This window comes from Wolbachia endosymbiont (group B) of Aricia artaxerxes, assembly GCF_964026975.1.
In the GTDB taxonomy this organism is placed as follows: domain Bacteria; phylum Pseudomonadota; class Alphaproteobacteria; order Rickettsiales; family Anaplasmataceae; genus Wolbachia.
This window is the reverse complement of the sequence record NZ_OZ034718.1, coordinates 1536613-1550705: the sequence shown is the minus strand read 5'-3', so window position 1 is coordinate 1550705 and position 14093 is coordinate 1536613. Positions and strand designations below refer to the sequence as shown.

The 14093-nt window shown below is 33.9% G+C and carries 16 protein-coding genes and 1 tRNA gene; 10 read left to right on the top strand and 7 right to left on the bottom strand.

Annotated elements, in window-relative coordinates; genetic code table 11:
- Window position 1 precedes the first annotated feature (1 nt).
- The 6 genes from lpdA to der all read right to left on the bottom strand — a co-directional run bounded on the left by lpdA (window position 2) and on the right by der (window position 5965).
- Window positions 2-1387 carry a dihydrolipoyl dehydrogenase gene (gene lpdA / locus AAGE00_RS07205; RefSeq protein ID WP_213863875.1) on the bottom strand — a complete coding sequence of 462 codons (1386 nt, stop codon included), beginning with the start codon at window positions 1385-1387 and terminating at the stop codon, window positions 2-4.
- 639 nt (window positions 1388-2026) lie between these two features.
- Window positions 2027-2905 carry an aminoglycoside phosphotransferase family protein gene (locus AAGE00_RS07200; RefSeq protein WP_019078632.1) on the bottom strand — a complete coding sequence of 293 codons (879 nt, stop codon included), beginning with the start codon at window positions 2903-2905 and terminating at the stop codon, window positions 2027-2029.
- Window positions 2893-3384, bottom strand: coding sequence for a disulfide bond formation protein B (locus tag AAGE00_RS07195; protein ID WP_012481943.1), 492 nt, complete (start codon window positions 3382-3384; stop codon window positions 2893-2895). The genes AAGE00_RS07200 and AAGE00_RS07195 overlap by 13 nt, the downstream gene beginning before the upstream one ends.
- A gap of 98 nt (window positions 3385-3482) precedes the next feature.
- Window positions 3483-4076, bottom strand: a complete 594-nt coding sequence (locus AAGE00_RS07190; RefSeq protein WP_149168763.1) for a hypothetical protein — start codon at window positions 4074-4076, stop codon at window positions 3483-3485.
- A gap of 5 nt (window positions 4077-4081) precedes the next feature.
- On the bottom strand, window positions 4082-4507 hold the full coding sequence (locus AAGE00_RS07185; RefSeq protein WP_246111615.1) for a hypothetical protein: 426 nt from the start codon (window positions 4505-4507) through the stop codon (window positions 4082-4084).
- Between the two features lie 132 nt (window positions 4508-4639).
- Window positions 4640-5965, bottom strand: a complete 1326-nt coding sequence (gene der / locus AAGE00_RS07180) for a ribosome biogenesis GTPase Der (protein WP_213863876.1) — start codon at window positions 5963-5965, stop codon at window positions 4640-4642.
- A gap of 135 nt (window positions 5966-6100) precedes the next feature.
- Here der and AAGE00_RS07175 point away from each other — a divergent pair, with 135 nt between their 5' ends.
- The 7 genes from AAGE00_RS07175 (at window position 6101) to AAGE00_RS07145 (ending at window position 11923) form a co-directional block, all read left to right on the top strand.
- Window positions 6101-6715, top strand: coding sequence for a hypothetical protein (locus AAGE00_RS07175; RefSeq protein ID WP_250147210.1), 615 nt, complete (start codon window positions 6101-6103; stop codon window positions 6713-6715).
- A 48-nt stretch (window positions 6716-6763) separates the two neighbouring features.
- Complete coding sequence (locus AAGE00_RS07170) at window positions 6764-6925, top strand: hypothetical protein (RefSeq protein ID WP_007302286.1); 162 nt, start codon at window positions 6764-6766, stop codon at window positions 6923-6925.
- Window positions 6926-7049: 124 nt separating this feature from the next.
- On the top strand, window positions 7050-8576 hold the full coding sequence (locus tag AAGE00_RS07165; RefSeq protein WP_213863877.1) for an acyl-CoA carboxylase subunit beta: 1527 nt from the start codon (window positions 7050-7052) through the stop codon (window positions 8574-8576).
- A 750-nt stretch (window positions 8577-9326) separates the two neighbouring features.
- Window positions 9327-10169, top strand: coding sequence for a hypothetical protein (locus AAGE00_RS07160; RefSeq protein WP_341815236.1), 843 nt, complete (start codon window positions 9327-9329; stop codon window positions 10167-10169).
- Window positions 10170-10255: 86 nt separating this feature from the next.
- Window positions 10256-11215 carry an IS5 family transposase gene (locus AAGE00_RS07155; protein ID WP_341815149.1) on the top strand — a complete coding sequence of 320 codons (960 nt, stop codon included), beginning with the start codon at window positions 10256-10258 and terminating at the stop codon, window positions 11213-11215.
- 31 nt (window positions 11216-11246) lie between these two features.
- The gene (locus tag AAGE00_RS07150; RefSeq protein ID WP_341815235.1) at window positions 11247-11603 is read left to right on the top strand and encodes a hypothetical protein; all 357 of its coding nucleotides are present in this window, start codon (window positions 11247-11249) and stop codon (window positions 11601-11603) included.
- 65 nt (window positions 11604-11668) lie between these two features.
- Window positions 11669-11923 carry a hypothetical protein gene (locus AAGE00_RS07145; protein WP_019236861.1) on the top strand — a complete coding sequence of 85 codons (255 nt, stop codon included), beginning with the start codon at window positions 11669-11671 and terminating at the stop codon, window positions 11921-11923.
- A gap of 538 nt (window positions 11924-12461) precedes the next feature.
- Here AAGE00_RS07145 and AAGE00_RS07140 read toward each other — a convergent pair.
- Window positions 12462-12534 (bottom strand) — tRNA-Thr (locus AAGE00_RS07140).
- A 28-nt stretch (window positions 12535-12562) separates the two neighbouring features.
- Between AAGE00_RS07140 and AAGE00_RS07135 the strand changes: the two genes are divergently transcribed.
- From AAGE00_RS07135 to pdxH, 3 genes are read left to right on the top strand one after another with little or no spacing between them, the layout of a single operon-like run.
- Complete coding sequence (locus tag AAGE00_RS07135) at window positions 12563-12697, top strand: hypothetical protein (protein WP_284143183.1); 135 nt, start codon at window positions 12563-12565, stop codon at window positions 12695-12697.
- Window positions 12663-13478, top strand: coding sequence for a bifunctional DNA-formamidopyrimidine glycosylase/DNA-(apurinic or apyrimidinic site) lyase (gene mutM, locus AAGE00_RS07130; RefSeq protein ID WP_019236864.1), 816 nt, complete (start codon window positions 12663-12665; stop codon window positions 13476-13478). The genes AAGE00_RS07135 and mutM overlap by 35 nt, the downstream gene beginning before the upstream one ends.
- A gap of 15 nt (window positions 13479-13493) precedes the next feature.
- The gene (gene pdxH, locus AAGE00_RS07125; RefSeq protein ID WP_006014087.1) at window positions 13494-14087 is read left to right on the top strand and encodes a pyridoxamine 5'-phosphate oxidase; all 594 of its coding nucleotides are present in this window, start codon (window positions 13494-13496) and stop codon (window positions 14085-14087) included.
- Window positions 14088-14093 lie beyond the last annotated feature (6 nt).

Sequence of the window (14093 nt, the reverse complement as noted above, 5' to 3'; positions counted from 1 at the left end):
TTCAACTATTCAGCGATTCACCATCTGCAGCAAGTACTGACTCATGTATCATCTCTGAAATGGTTGGATGAGGAAAAATCGTAGATTTTATGTCGAAGTCTGTTCCTTCTAGTTGCTTTGCAAGAGCAAAATTGCTAATTAACTCTGTTACTTCCGCACCTATCATGTGGCTACCCAGAAGTTCGCCTGTTTTTTTGTCTATAATTGTTTTCACTAAACCTTCAGTTTCACTTAGTGCAATAGATTTACCATTAAAGTTGGAGTGAAATTTTCCTACTTTTATATCGTATCCACTTTTTATTGCCTGTTCCTCAGTAAGGCCAACGCTTGCTACTTGCGGATGAGAGTAAGTGCAATTTGGTATGCACTCTTTTTTTAACTTATGAGCATTTTTACCGGCAATTTTCTCAACACAGATTACAGCTTCATGACTTGCTTTATGCGCTAAACATGGGGGACCAGCTACATCACCTATTGCATACACACTTGATTCACTTGTTTCATACCACTCATTCGTTTCAATGAAACCAGAAGAACTCAACTTAATTTTTGTATTTTCTAAACCTATATTTTCAGTGTTTGCTTGAACGCCAACTGCAACAATCACCCTATCAAATTCTTTGCTCTCACCACTACTTAGTAACACTTGAGCAAAGTCTTTATTTTTAGTCAAAGCTTTTACGCTACTGTTTGTATATATTTTTATCCTTTGTTTTGTGAATATTTCTTGTGCTAAATTTGAAATATCTTTATCTTCCAGCGGCAAAATAGTGTCTTTTACTTCTATAATTGTTACATCAACTCCCAAAGTACTATAAAAACTTGCAAACTCTATTCCTATCGCACCAGAACCTATGATTAGTAGAGATTTTGGTAACTTCTTTGGAGTCATAGCGTGCTGCGCATTCCATATTAAATCTCCATCTACTTCGATTCCAGGAAGATTTCTTGCCCTTACACCTGTTGCTAAAATGATATGCTTGGAAGAAATTTCCTCCTCCTTTTTGTCATTAAGAATTTTTATAGTACGATTACCTGCAAGTTTACCAAAGCCTTGATGAACTTTGATGTTATTTTTTTTCATCAAATACTCAACACCACTTGATAGCTTATCAACAACGTTCCTTGAATATTTCACTATTGATTGTATATCAAAACTTGTATCCTTTACTTTTATGCCAAATTCTTCTGATCTTCTTATTAATCTATAAACTTCAGACGCTCTAAGTAGCGATTTTGTTGGTATACATCCCCAATTTAAGCATATACCACCCAAATTTTCCTCCTTTTCAACAATTGCAGTTTTAAGTCCAAGCTGCGCCGCCCTAATTGCTGCTATATAACCACCAGGACCGCTGCCTATAACTGTAATATCATACTCATTCATCAGTTTTTTTCGTGTGCAAAAGACTATATATAACAGATGGAACCCGTATGATCAATGCTCAGGTGTATAGAAGCGACTTGACAAACCTTCCCACGTTCCTTATCTTATCAATAAGAGTATTTATCCTTGTTTTTAATCTCTGCAGATTTAACAACAAAATTCAGTAAAAAACTCAGATATTTATTGGCAAATTACAAAAAATTATAGCGGCTGCATGTCTTTTTTTATTTTTTCTACATTCAGCCAAAACGCGCTTTAAATAAGCGTTAGCACATTATTACAACGCCAATTTACATTATTATAGGGTCAAAACTCACTACTGGGGGATTCTTTTGCCTTTTTTCTATTTGGTAAATTTCTTAATATTTGTAGCTAAAATTTCAGGATGTCATTCCAGCACTTCTTATTACCTGTTCTGGATCCCAGTATCTGGGCACTGGGATGACAAAAACATAAGATGACACCGAAGGGGCTACTCGCATCTTTTTAGCCCAAATCACAATGTTCGTACAGCTGTGACTAGTATGACACCTTCCTTATACAAAAAATTTTTTGATAAAAAAACTGGATTTCAATACTGAGATTACATCCTTTCTAGTGGAGATTGCTCTCAAATCACAATGTTCATACAAATATACTTTATGAATTGCGTTTATAATCTCTAAACACTTCATTAATAGTGTGCCAAGCTTCGACAGCGTTCGTGTTTGTGGTAATATCAGCAAGAGCCTTCCATAAAGCCCAGGCACGGCCACGAGTCCAAGTGCTAGCATCCAACGGAAGCATTGCACGGAAGATTTTTCGGCTTTCTCCTCTAAGCAGCGTCCAAGCAATCATTAGATCGCAAGCGGGATCGCCGATCCCCAATCCTCCAAAATCAATGACGGCACTCAATTTTCCTTCTTGCACCAATAGGTTGCCAGCGCTAACGTCACCATGGACCCACACTGGCAAACCTTTCCAAGCGCTTGCTAGCGCTGCTTCCCAGAGCTCGATTGCAGCATTGGCATCTATTCTATCTTTTAGAACGGCAATTGCTTGCTTTGTCTCAGCATTATAGGTTGTTAGTACCCCTCCACGATAGAAATTATGTGGTCCGGGAAGAGGCCCATCTGTAGTATCTATGCGTTGTAAAGCAGCGAGAAATTGAGCAAGGCTGGTTGCAAAGTTATTCAGATCTGCTATGTGCACAGATGCAGCGGTGTTGCCATCAATCCATTGGTAAATAGACCATTGCCATGGGTAACCCTCACACGACTCTCCCATTGCCAAAGGCTTTGGAATTGAAAGTGGCAGTAAAGGTGCCAACCTGGGTAACCACTTTTGTTCCTTTTCCACCTGCATTGCATACTTTGCAGCGCTTGGCATACGCACAAGCATGTGATCACCCAGACGAAATGTTCTATTGTCCCATCCACCGGGCACGATTTGGCAGATAGACAGATCTTTAAATTGCGGAAACTGGGTGACAACTAAGCGGTGTACAAATGCAGCATCTACTCTTGCTACTTTTTGCACCAATTGTGCCTTAAATTTCTTTCTTTACAATATATCCTACCTGATACAAACAGGGCTACTATAAGATAAATAAGATTCCATGTTGCTAATGAAACACCAAAAATATAATGAGGCCTGTCACAAGACGGAGAGTAATTGGGGTTTAATAGATTATTTCTCAACTCTTCTATGCTAACGTTACCACTTGCTTGCTCTGTACAGCCTAAAACATCATGAAATAAGTGGAGTTCAAGACCTACATGATAAAAAGATATTATTGCACCAATGAGATAGCTGCAAAACATCGCATAGATTAGGATTTTGTTGTCTTTGAACATGTACGCAACTGCAAGTAGCCCTGTAACATAGTAAACTACTCGCTCGTATATGCATAACTTGCATGGTAGCATATTGAAGAAATACTCTAGCACATATGCAAAAATCAGAGCAGCGGCACTTGACAGCAAAAAGATTGTAGAACTGTTATTTATATCTGACATAATTAACGAATTACCACAACAACCGAAAAAGTCAACTTTTGTTTAATAATGTTCTATATAATTATAAAGCGACACATATCACTCTATAACTTTTTTATCTAGCCTCTATGCATGTATTCACAGCTAGATACTGATTTAGTTTGCATACTAGTTACAACCCTAGTATCACTATCTATTTTTGCAATTTCTTCTTTGGTATACAATTCATCCTTGTTTTTCGTCCAGCTATTGTCATATTGAATATCAACTTCTCCTCCATTGGTTTTAAACCCAAATGTTTCTTGCATAAGCAATCTTGCTTCTTCCAAACGTCTGTTGTAACGTTTGTTAGAATCTTGATAGCTAGATATAAGAAGAAGAACGTCATTAGAAAGAGTGAAATATACTATCTCTTCCATAATTTTGTAAATCTCATGTTCTGATAACTTAAACAAAGGATAATCTTTTTGAAACTTATTCTTTACTTCATTGTAAATTTCCATAATTTTTACTCTACCAGCATCGCTTAGAGCAATGATAGCATTTTCAATACTTGCTATACCATCATAGTCATAACCTTTTCTGTCATTTTCAGCAACCAAAAAGCCATGCACAGCCTGAATCTCACCAACTTTCTTATCTTCTTTAGGTAAGATATCAAAATCAAAATAGATCATAGGAGATTTCAATACCAACAACATAAATATACGCATACTGTCTATCTCAACACCAAAATTTTACTTTCTGGAATAGAGTATAGATCTTTGAAATATTGAGATACAGTGTATAAAGGACATTTAGATAGTTCTGTTTTCTTATCTGTTTGTAAGTGAAAGCTAAATTCATACTCTCCTAAATCCAGCTCATTAAAGTCTATAAGCTCTATGTTTTTGTTTGGGTTAAACTCTCTGTTTGATATTTTATTCTCCAACTCTTTACGTTGCGTAGGAGTAAAACCAGATCCATTTATTACTAATTTCACTACACGCGTATCTTCCCTTTTTGCCCAATTGCTCAATCTTTCCAAATATTTTTCTGGAATCGGGTATCCATATCTTTTTGGAAGCCACTGAAATACTAAAGGTGTATCAACCGTGAAAGTATGTGGAGATCCAGGCCTTAAATCTTGTCCTTTATAATTCATAGCAAAAGTACTAAACAAGTTAATACTTTACTATATAATATTAATTTATCAACTACTTATTTAAGTAATATTATTTACTTATTAATAATATTACTAAGATAAAAAAGTATATTATTAGTAAAACAAGATTATCTACTTTACATAGGGGTTTTTATTCTTTTTCAAAAGCAATCTAACTGGTACACCTTCAACAAAGAAGTTTTTTCTAAGACCATTAGTCAAATAACGTTTATAACTCTCATCAACACTTTCCGGGACGTTGCATACCAAAGAAAAAGCTGGAGGTTTGGTGCCAATTTGAGCAATATACTTCATTTTAATCTCTCTACCTTTTATAAGTGGGTGAGAATGTTTTTCCACAGCATCTATTAGCCAATTATTCAGTTTTGCAGTGCTGATCTTCTTGTTTAAGGATTCACTCACTTCAAGACACTTATCTATCACATCACCACAGCGCATACCTTTCAATGCAGAAATTGTTACAGTTGGCACTTCCAAAAATAACCGAGTCACTTCCTGTTGTTTGACAAATTTTATTAACTTACTTCTGTCATCCTTACCTATTAAATCCCACTTATTTAAAACAATGATAATTCCCTTCCCCCCTTTAATTGCAGCTTCAGCAATTGATAAATCCTGCTGCTCAATGCCAAGCAAGGAATCTAACATTAAAATCACTACATGAGAGCGCTTTATTGACTCTATACTTTTTTCAACAAATCTTGATTCTAAGTTATCAACAACATTTGCCTTTCTGCGGATTCCCGCAGTGTCGATGAGAGTGATTAATTTCCCATTATGGTCGTATGAAATATCCACAGAGTCACGCGTGGTACCGGGTTCTGAGCTTACTATTAGTCTATTTTCTGCAAGTAAACTGTTTAAAAAAGTTGATTTTCCAACGTTTGGGCGACCGATGATTGCAATCCTCAGTCTAATGGACTCACTTTCAGGCAGCTCAGTGCCTTCGCTAAGACCTTCAATAACACTAGCTAATGCATCATAAAGATCAATCATACCAAGATTATGTTCGGCTGAGATGTACACCGGACCTATGAAGTTGAAGAACTGCAAATAATCAACATTTTCCGATTTATGACTTTCGCATTTGTTTGCTATTAGTATTACAGGTTTGTTCGTTTTTCTCTTCAGCCACTTTGCAAACTCTTTGTTCTGCTCGTTTTGCACTTTTGCATCAACAAGAAAAAAAATTACATCTGCGCTTAATAAAGAAAACTCTATTTGTTCAATAACTTGTAGTGAAAAACTGGTTTGGTCATTCCATCCTCCTGTATCTATAACTTTAAACTCTAAATCACTAATTCTTCCAATTCCTTCACGCCTATCTCTCGTTACTCCTGGAATGTCACTAACTACCGCTGCTTTTCTTCTTACTAGCCTATTAAATAGAGTTGACTTGCCTGCATTTGGAAGGCCTATTATGACTATTTTCAGCATAGTTTAAGAGCGTATTTTATAAATAGTAAATTATAATCAAAATTTTTTAATTTAACTATTGACTTGATAGATTATATACCTATCCTAAAATTAGGATATTTTATCTTAAGTTTATTATGTAGAATTGGAGGCGCTATGCATAATGCAAATGAAACTTTAATAATGAATTTCGATCAAGTTGCTCAATTAACTCCTAAAATTTATAAATTAGGGACACCTTATAACAACAGGACACGTATATATAACTATATAACTTTAGCTAAAGCATTGGAGAATCTCAATGATCCATCCCGGTCACATGAAAATAAGGAGCTTTTTTTGAGTGACAATGATGAAGAAACTAAGAAATTTCTGAGTGTAATTCGAAAAGGAATTGCTGAATATACAGGTAATGATTCTATAGATGTGAGGTTGAGAGGAAAAGAAGATAAATCATTTACTGCATGGGTATCGTTAAAAGAAGGCAGAGGTGAGTTAAAATTTGATAACTCATTTCCTGGTAAAGCCTTAAAGGATAGTAATCCAAAAATTGGAGCTTTTACATTGGTATCTCCAGAAGATAAAAGGTTGGTGCGTGTTTCACAAAGTGATGATGGTGTAAGGCTTTATCAAATACTAAATGAGTCTTGTATAATTAAATTTAACTGGAAAGTGGGTGATAGAGATTGCAGTATTGCTTTAAATATTAGTGGAAATGGTAACGTATTTTGTACTGATTTAAGTGATAATATAAGTCCTGAGGACTTCTAGGAAAACAAAGCTGTAAAAATAAAAATTGGCTATTATGAGAATAAGAAGATGGATAAATATAATGACATGACTCTAGCAAAATTGGTCTCATTGGCTTCAAACTTACAAGGAATTGAAAGAGAAGTTATAACAATTAATCCATCAACAGGTGTAACAAGTGCAAGTGCACAGAATGTTAGTGAGTCTCAGCATTCTCAAAATATTAAATAGAAATTGCTAGCGCATTAATTATCGTACACATACACCGTTGCATGCAGTAACGGTGTATGTGTATAATCAATAGGATTTGTAAGCTCAATAAAGTTTACAACCCATTTGAAAGTTATTTTACTACATGCAAGACTCTGAAATACTAGAAACTCTAAAGATCAAAACATTAGAAGCCGAAAAAGGAGGAGGTCCTGATAGAGTTAATAAGCAACATGAAAAAGGAAAGCTAACCGCTAGAGAAAGGCTGAGTATATTGCTCGATGAAAATTCATTTCAAGAGTATGATAAGTTTGTGAAGCATCACGCAACTGATTTTGGCATGCAAAATGCTGATTTTTTAGGTGATGGAGTTGTAATTGGCCATGGTACTATTCATGGCAGAAAAGTTTTTGTTTATTCTCAGGATTTCACTGTCTTTGGTGGATCACTTGGTGCATCACATGCAAAAAAAATATGCAAAATTATGGATATGGCAATTAATGCCAGGATTCCAATTATCGGACTAAACGACTCTGGTGGAGCTAGAATTCAAGAGGGAGTAAATTCCCTTGCTGGTTACGGAGAAATTTTTCAAAGGAATGTAAATGCATCAGGCGTTATACCACAAATCTCTCTAATCATGGGCCCATGTGCTGGCGGTGCAGTTTACTCTCCAGCGCTAACCGATTTTATTTTCATGGTAAAAAATAGCTCATACATGTTTATAACCGGACCAGATGTAGTGAAAAAAGTTACCTATGAAGATGTAAGCCACGAAGATCTTGGTGGAGCAAAAATTCATACAAGCAAAACAGGAGTAGCAGATTTTGCGTTCAATAACGATGTTGAAATGCTGCTGAGAATCCGTGAATTCCTTACCTTTTTACCAGTAAATAATCAAGAGTCAACGAAATCTGTACCAATCTGCAACTTAATTGATGATGTTGATGAATCTTTGAACACTCTAGTTCCTAGTAATCCTAATACTCCTTATGATATGTATGAACTCATTGAAAAGGTGTGTGATGAAAGGAAATTTTTTGAACTAAAACCCGATTTTGCCCGTAACATCATAATTGGCTTTGGCAGAATTGGAGGAAATACTATTGGTGTTGTTGCAAATCAACCTATGCACCTTGCAGGATGCTTGGATATTGACTCTTCAAGAAAAGCTGCAAGGTTTGTAAGATTTTGTGACGCATTTAACATTCCCATCATCACACTTATTGATGTTCCAGGTTTCCTGCCAGGTACAAATCAAGAATACAATAATATAATACAACACGGAGCGAAACTGCTTTACGCTTATGCTGAAGCGACCGTGCCGAAAATTAGCCTTATCACTAGAAAAGCGTATGGTGGTGCATATATTGTTATGAACTCAAAGCATTTAAAAGGTGATATAAATTATGCTTGGCCAACTGCTGAAATAGCTGTAATGGGCCCTGAAAGTGCAGTTGAAATTATATTTAGGCATGAAAAAGACCAGCAAACGTTAATCAAAGAATATAAAGAGAAATTTGCTAATCCATTTTTTGCTGCATCACATGGATACATTGATGACATTATAGTGCCAAGTAAAACAAGGCATCACTTTCACAAAGCACTAGAGCTACTTAAAAACAAGAAAGTAGAAAGAATATGGAAGAAGCATGATAATCTTCCTTTGTAACTTTCCTCTCAGTCTTTATTGTAAGGTCTACAGTGCCGTTACACCAAGTTGGATTACCAATAACGCTAACTTTTGGGTTCCTTTTTTCTATAATATATTCTTATAGCTAAAAAATTACTTCCGCATGTTCTAAATCTGATTATAATGACAATTAGAGATACTTTTAGAGCTCAAAAATTTATCTTTGTCTGCAGACTTTTTTTTATTAAACAATCAAACTCATAAAAAAATGTAGCGTATCCTCTTCAGCGTATGTGGGTGCATACACACATACTTAATTTCTGTCGTATGTGCATTGCATTTTTTTCTAATCTTTTTTTTCAAAGGAGGATTTTATGTCCAGAATTCCAGATATTTGACGTTTACTTTAGCTAATAAAAACCAACTGGTACCTGCGGTTTTTATAGCCTCAAAATTTCAATCAAAATTCAACTATCATTCAAAGAAACTTATAGTTATTCTTAGTGTTATTACTGTAGTAACAGCGCTATGATGATAAGAATATACAATCCTTTGTAACTTTCTTCTCAGTCTTTATTATAAGGTGTTCAATAATATGGGAAGAGTAAAGTTTTAAAGAGATAATTAAAATTATCCTTATCACCTACTTAGCAATAAATTATATTTGCTTAATCGTAATTACTTACACTTCTTCAATGTCCTGTTTTATTTATGGCAAACATTAAGCTTAAAAATGTACACAGTCTATTAAATTATATTATTTGTTTTTTCCTTATATACATTCAGTATATGCATTCTGCTATTGCTTTAGATAACTCTTCATCACATTTAAAAAACTCACCTGATTTTTTACCTTTTAGAAAACCTTTTGATAATATAGAAAAAATTATTAGAACTGACAATTTTAGAAGTTTTGATCTTGATAAAAGAAATAAGCTTTATACCAATGCTCATAATAGTATCAGTCTTGTAAATATTATTAATAAAATTATCTTAGCTCAAGATAACTTATTCATACTAGAAAGTAAGCCGTATAATATAGTACTTGTTGATAATCCCAATCTTAGTAGAACTACAGGTGCTGCAGGAAAGGACTATGTAATTATTGAGGGAAGCTTAAAAAAAAATATCAAAGATTATACTAGAGTGATATCACATGAATTAATTCACAGATATATAGGACATATAATAGAGCAAGACAACGATAAGAAAAATGAAATAAAATATAAGTGGTTTTTTGAAGGATTTACGGAATTTTATGGAGTGAAAACCTTACTTGACACGAAACTTATTGATAAAGATGAGTACTTAAAAATAATTAATATTACTTTAAAAGAGTATTTTAATTCTTTAATACCTAATATTGATTTCGAAAAAACAAATCAAAAGCATTTACTTGATCAAAACATAAGCATGTTGAGTTATAACAAAGGTTTTATTCTTGCAATGATAATAGATGAGAAATTAAATGAGGTTAGTAATGGAAGGTATAACTTATTGACTACTATAAATAATATAATAAGTGAAATAACTTCAAAGAAAGTTAATTTTAATGTTGACTTATTTGCAAGTCATTTAAAACATTACTTATCAGAGTCCTTTAGGCTTTGTTGCATAGCTAGTGTTGGTTGAGGTTATTGTAAGAAGAAAAGCTTTTTAATATATGGCTACTAACGAATTTTGTTGTAAAATAGGCATTTTTCAAACAAGTACAACTTATGCCACAAAAAATGAGAGTAAGTAACCAAAGAGAATATAACGAGTTTCTCAAAAAAAGAGGAAATGTTTTTCATTTTGTTAATCAAGCCATAGAAAATTGGTATGAAAATAGTCCAAAAGTTGCAGGTGGCAATAACACTTATAGTGATAAAGTTGTAATTTTAATACACATAATAGTTCATCTTTTTAGAATTGGCTTGAGACAAGCTGTAGGTTTTGTAAAAGGTTATATGGTACAAATAGGCAAAAAACTTAAGATTATCAGCTATACACAAGCTTCCAGAAGATTTAAAAAGCTTAATTTGAAGATTGATGACCATAGAAGCAATAAAGATGATCTGGAAAATGTTGAAATTGCCGTAGATAGCACTAGAGTTAGTATCTACAATAATAACGGTGGGCATAGTAAGCTTAATATTCGAAAAAGAAAATACAGTGGTTATGGTCAAGTAAGAAAATTACATGTTGTTTTAAACATAAATGATAAGAAAGCAATAAGCATGAACTACACTAGTGGTGTTGCTGTAGACTATTTGCCGGTCTGCGATATGTTAGAAGAAGTCAGTGATAAATATAACATTTGTTCTATTCGAGCAGATGCGGCTTATGATATAAAAAGTGTGTATAAAGAATGCAGAAAATACAATATTGTGCCTATTATTCGCCCTAGGAAGGATACTAAAATTTGTTTAGCTGACTACTTATCAGAAAGAAACAAGTATATTAGTAGAATTAGGTCATATGAGAATTATGAAGATGGTATTAATGAATGGAAGAAAAAAGTTAAGTATGGAGCACGGTCTTATATTGAAGTCTTTTTCTATAGGTTGAAGCAAATATTTGGGTTTGGCTTGAAAAATAAATCAGAGGTAAATCGTGAAAAAGAGCTGTTAATTAAGTGCTACTTATTGAACAAATTTACTGATATAGGTATGGCTGAATTTAAATTAGCTGCGTAAATTCACTGTGATTTACATGCCTATCAGTGCTATGCAACAAAGCCAGTCCTTTATAAAAGATATCATAGCCTCTATAAGAGATTCTAGCATACTTCTCAGTTTGTTACCTAGTAGATTACTCAATAAAAATTTAACTTTCCAAGATACTGATAAGTATAGTGATATATGCTTTAACTTAACCAGAAGTCTAGAGCTACAAAAGATACGTGGGGTTAAATTAGGTAGTGATTGCCATAATATGGGACTCAAGGATGGTCAAGAACTAAAGTGTTATAGTATTGACTTTAATAGTGGTAATATTAAGTTAAAAGTCCTTGAAAACAAGATACCGAAAGTTATACATTTGAAAGCAAATAAAATGACGAGTAGCATTCCAATATATAAATAGCTCAGATAAATGCTTGACAAAAGCTATAGTAAACCTAGACTTTGCTATTTTAAGGCAAAATAATTATGGTAAACAATAAAGAAAAACAAGTGGATTTATTATTAGAGCTTCTTAGCGCTAATATCGGTCAAGTTAGTAGTAGTGTCATACTTAAAAGAATAGAAAAGCTTTCAGATAATTTTCATGGTAGAAATAATCACAATAGCCATTGTCAGTTTGATAGAGATGGTGGAGGGCATGGTAATATATGCTGGGCAGATAAGATAAAAGAAGACCTGACTGAGAACTATCATAAAAAGGATAGAGAAATTTCTATATAACTTTTCATTAGAGCTATTTTACGGTAATTATTCAAGAGTTGAAGGATTTGGCAAAAGAAGTCCTTTTGTATTACCGTTAATATGTGTTTCCAATAATGGTAATCTCGGCCCACTAGATGATTTGAGAACATGTGTCCCTCATAAGTTTGTTGAATATAACATAAGCAATACTAGTTGGGCTAAGTTCTCATCAGATAAATTTTTTAATAACTTTTTGAGTGATATGGAAAACAGGCCTGACGATTGTAAGCAGTGTTGTTATGAAAATATTTGTGGTGGGGGAAGTTATGGTAACAGGTTTAACCCTGCCAACGTAAGTTTTAATAATCCTTCAGTATATTGTGAGGGATTTTTGGCAAAGGATTATACAATTTCTTTTAATGCATGGATTTTCTAAAGAAAAATTACGGCAGGTATTATTGAATAGTAATACTGAAAAAGCAGCTTAATGGTAGTGTATAAAAGGTATTTACTAGACGTTTTTCTATAATCTAATTAGCATCTAGAGGATTGACTTTATGAATATCGTCCTCTAAACTGCCGTTACCAAGATTCGAACTTGGGACCTCGTCATTACCAATGACGTACTCTACCACCTGAGCTACAACGGCAAGTTCACGTATTATGATAATGAATAACATGAAAAAAAATAAGGAAAAAGAAGAAGAGAGAAAAAGATTGGCAAAAGCTTTAAAGCAAAATATTCTAAAAAGAAAAAAACAGCAACAGAGTAGACAAGATGCCAGAACTCCCAGAAGTGGAAGTCATCTCTAACTTCTTATTTGATAAAATCAAAAATAAGAAAATAAGTAATGTTACAGTCAATAATTGGAATTTGCGTGTACCAATAACGAAGAATATTGATGATTTGCTAAAGGGCAAAGTTATAAATGATATCAAGCGTAGAGGTAAATATATAATCTCGAATATAGATGCTAGTATGGCTGTAATCATACACCTCGGCATGAGCGGAAAGCTTATATATGCTGAAGACAATCAAGCACAGAACAAACATGATCATGTGATATTCTTATTTTCTGACAACACTTCACTAATCTTTAATGACCCAAGAAGGTTTGGATTAGTGATTGTTTTAAACAGAGAGCAAGAACTAAATTTTTTTAATAACCTAGGAATAGAACCCCTCACAGATGAATTTAATGGAAATTATTTACAGAAGTTGCTACAGAGCAGAAAAGCAAATATCAAATCAGTATTAATGAATAATAAGCTAATAGTTGGCGTAGGTAACATATATGCTTCTGAGAGCTTATTTAGAGCTCGCATATCACCACTTAGGCTAGCACAAGATTTAACATATATAGAGTGCGAAAAACTTGCTATCGAAATAAAAAATACTCTGAGTGATGCAATTGCTGCTGGTGGTTCAACACTGAAAGATTATGCACAGCCATCTGGATCTGCTGGATACTTTCAAAATAACTTTTACGTATATGGTAAAGTGCAAAAACCTTGCAGAATCTGCAACAATATCATAACACTTATACGACAAAATGGTCGTAGCACTTATTTTTGCAATGCATGTCAGAATTAAATTTTATTTTTGCATATGACACTCTTACCTGAAAAAGATCCTTTTGATTTGTTCTCAAAGTGGTATCAAGAAGTACTTAATTTTCCGTGTAAAGAGTCAACTGCAATGACGCTAGCAACGTGTAGCAAAGACTGCATTCCATCTGCAAGAGTGGTATTACTAAAGGAGTATAGTAAAGAAGGTTTTGTGTTCTTTACTAACGTAAACAGTAGAAAAGGAAAAGAATTGACTGAGAACCCCAAAGCTGCACTCGTATTTCATTGGACAGAATTTTCTAGACAAGTACGAATTGAAGGAGAAGTTAGGCTTCTAAGCGGCAAAAAGGCTGACGAATATTTCTCCTCTCGAGCACGCGATAGTCAAATTAGCGCGTGGTGCTCAAAACAATCAAGAGTTCTGAAAAATTGGCAAGATTTTGAGCAGGCTATAGAATTGAAAGAGAAAGAATTTCACAATACACAAGTTTCTCGTCCTGACTTTTGGGTGGGATTTTGCGTAATCCCAAAGGTAATTGAATTTTGGCAAGAAGGTGAATATAGGAGACACACTAGATTTAGATATACTCTTGTTGAGAAAAGCAATTGGAAAGTGGAACAATTATATCCCTAACGTTAG

What these genes read in the sequence shown, in the direction of transcription:
- lpdA (WP_213863875.1), bottom strand. Translation starts at nt 1,387, where the DNA reads ATGAATGAGTATGATATTACAGTTATAGGCAGCGGTCCTGGTGGTTAT.
- AAGE00_RS07195 (WP_012481943.1), bottom strand. Translation starts at nt 3,384, where the DNA reads ATGTCAGATATAAATAACAGTTCTACAATCTTTTTGCTGTCAAGTGCC.
- AAGE00_RS07190 (WP_149168763.1), bottom strand. Translation starts at nt 4,076, where the DNA reads ATGCGTATATTTATGTTGTTGGTATTGAAATCTCCTATGATCTATTTT.
- AAGE00_RS07185 (WP_246111615.1), bottom strand. Translation starts at nt 4,507, where the DNA reads ATGAATTATAAAGGACAAGATTTAAGGCCTGGATCTCCACATACTTTC.
- der (WP_213863876.1), bottom strand. Translation starts at nt 5,965, where the DNA reads ATGCTGAAAATAGTCATAATAGGCCTTCCAAATGCAGGCAAGTCAACT.
- AAGE00_RS07175 (WP_250147210.1), top strand. Translation starts at nt 6,101, where the DNA reads ATGCATAATGCAAATGAAACTTTAATAATGAATTTCGATCAAGTTGCT.
- AAGE00_RS07170 (WP_007302286.1), top strand. Translation starts at nt 6,764, where the DNA reads ATGGATAAATATAATGACATGACTCTAGCAAAATTGGTCTCATTGGCT.
- AAGE00_RS07165 (WP_213863877.1), top strand. Translation starts at nt 7,050, where the DNA reads ATGCAAGACTCTGAAATACTAGAAACTCTAAAGATCAAAACATTAGAA.
- AAGE00_RS07160 (WP_341815236.1), top strand. Translation starts at nt 9,327, where the DNA reads ATGCATTCTGCTATTGCTTTAGATAACTCTTCATCACATTTAAAAAAC.
- AAGE00_RS07155 (WP_341815149.1), top strand. Translation starts at nt 10,256, where the DNA reads ATGCCACAAAAAATGAGAGTAAGTAACCAAAGAGAATATAACGAGTTT.
- AAGE00_RS07150 (WP_341815235.1), top strand. Translation starts at nt 11,247, where the DNA reads ATGCAACAAAGCCAGTCCTTTATAAAAGATATCATAGCCTCTATAAGA.
- AAGE00_RS07145 (WP_019236861.1), top strand. Translation starts at nt 11,669, where the DNA reads ATGGTAAACAATAAAGAAAAACAAGTGGATTTATTATTAGAGCTTCTT.
- AAGE00_RS07135 (WP_284143183.1), top strand. Translation starts at nt 12,563, where the DNA reads ATGAAAAAAAATAAGGAAAAAGAAGAAGAGAGAAAAAGATTGGCAAAA.
- mutM (WP_019236864.1), top strand. Translation starts at nt 12,663, where the DNA reads ATGCCAGAACTCCCAGAAGTGGAAGTCATCTCTAACTTCTTATTTGAT.
- pdxH (WP_006014087.1), top strand. Translation starts at nt 13,494, where the DNA reads ATGACACTCTTACCTGAAAAAGATCCTTTTGATTTGTTCTCAAAGTGG.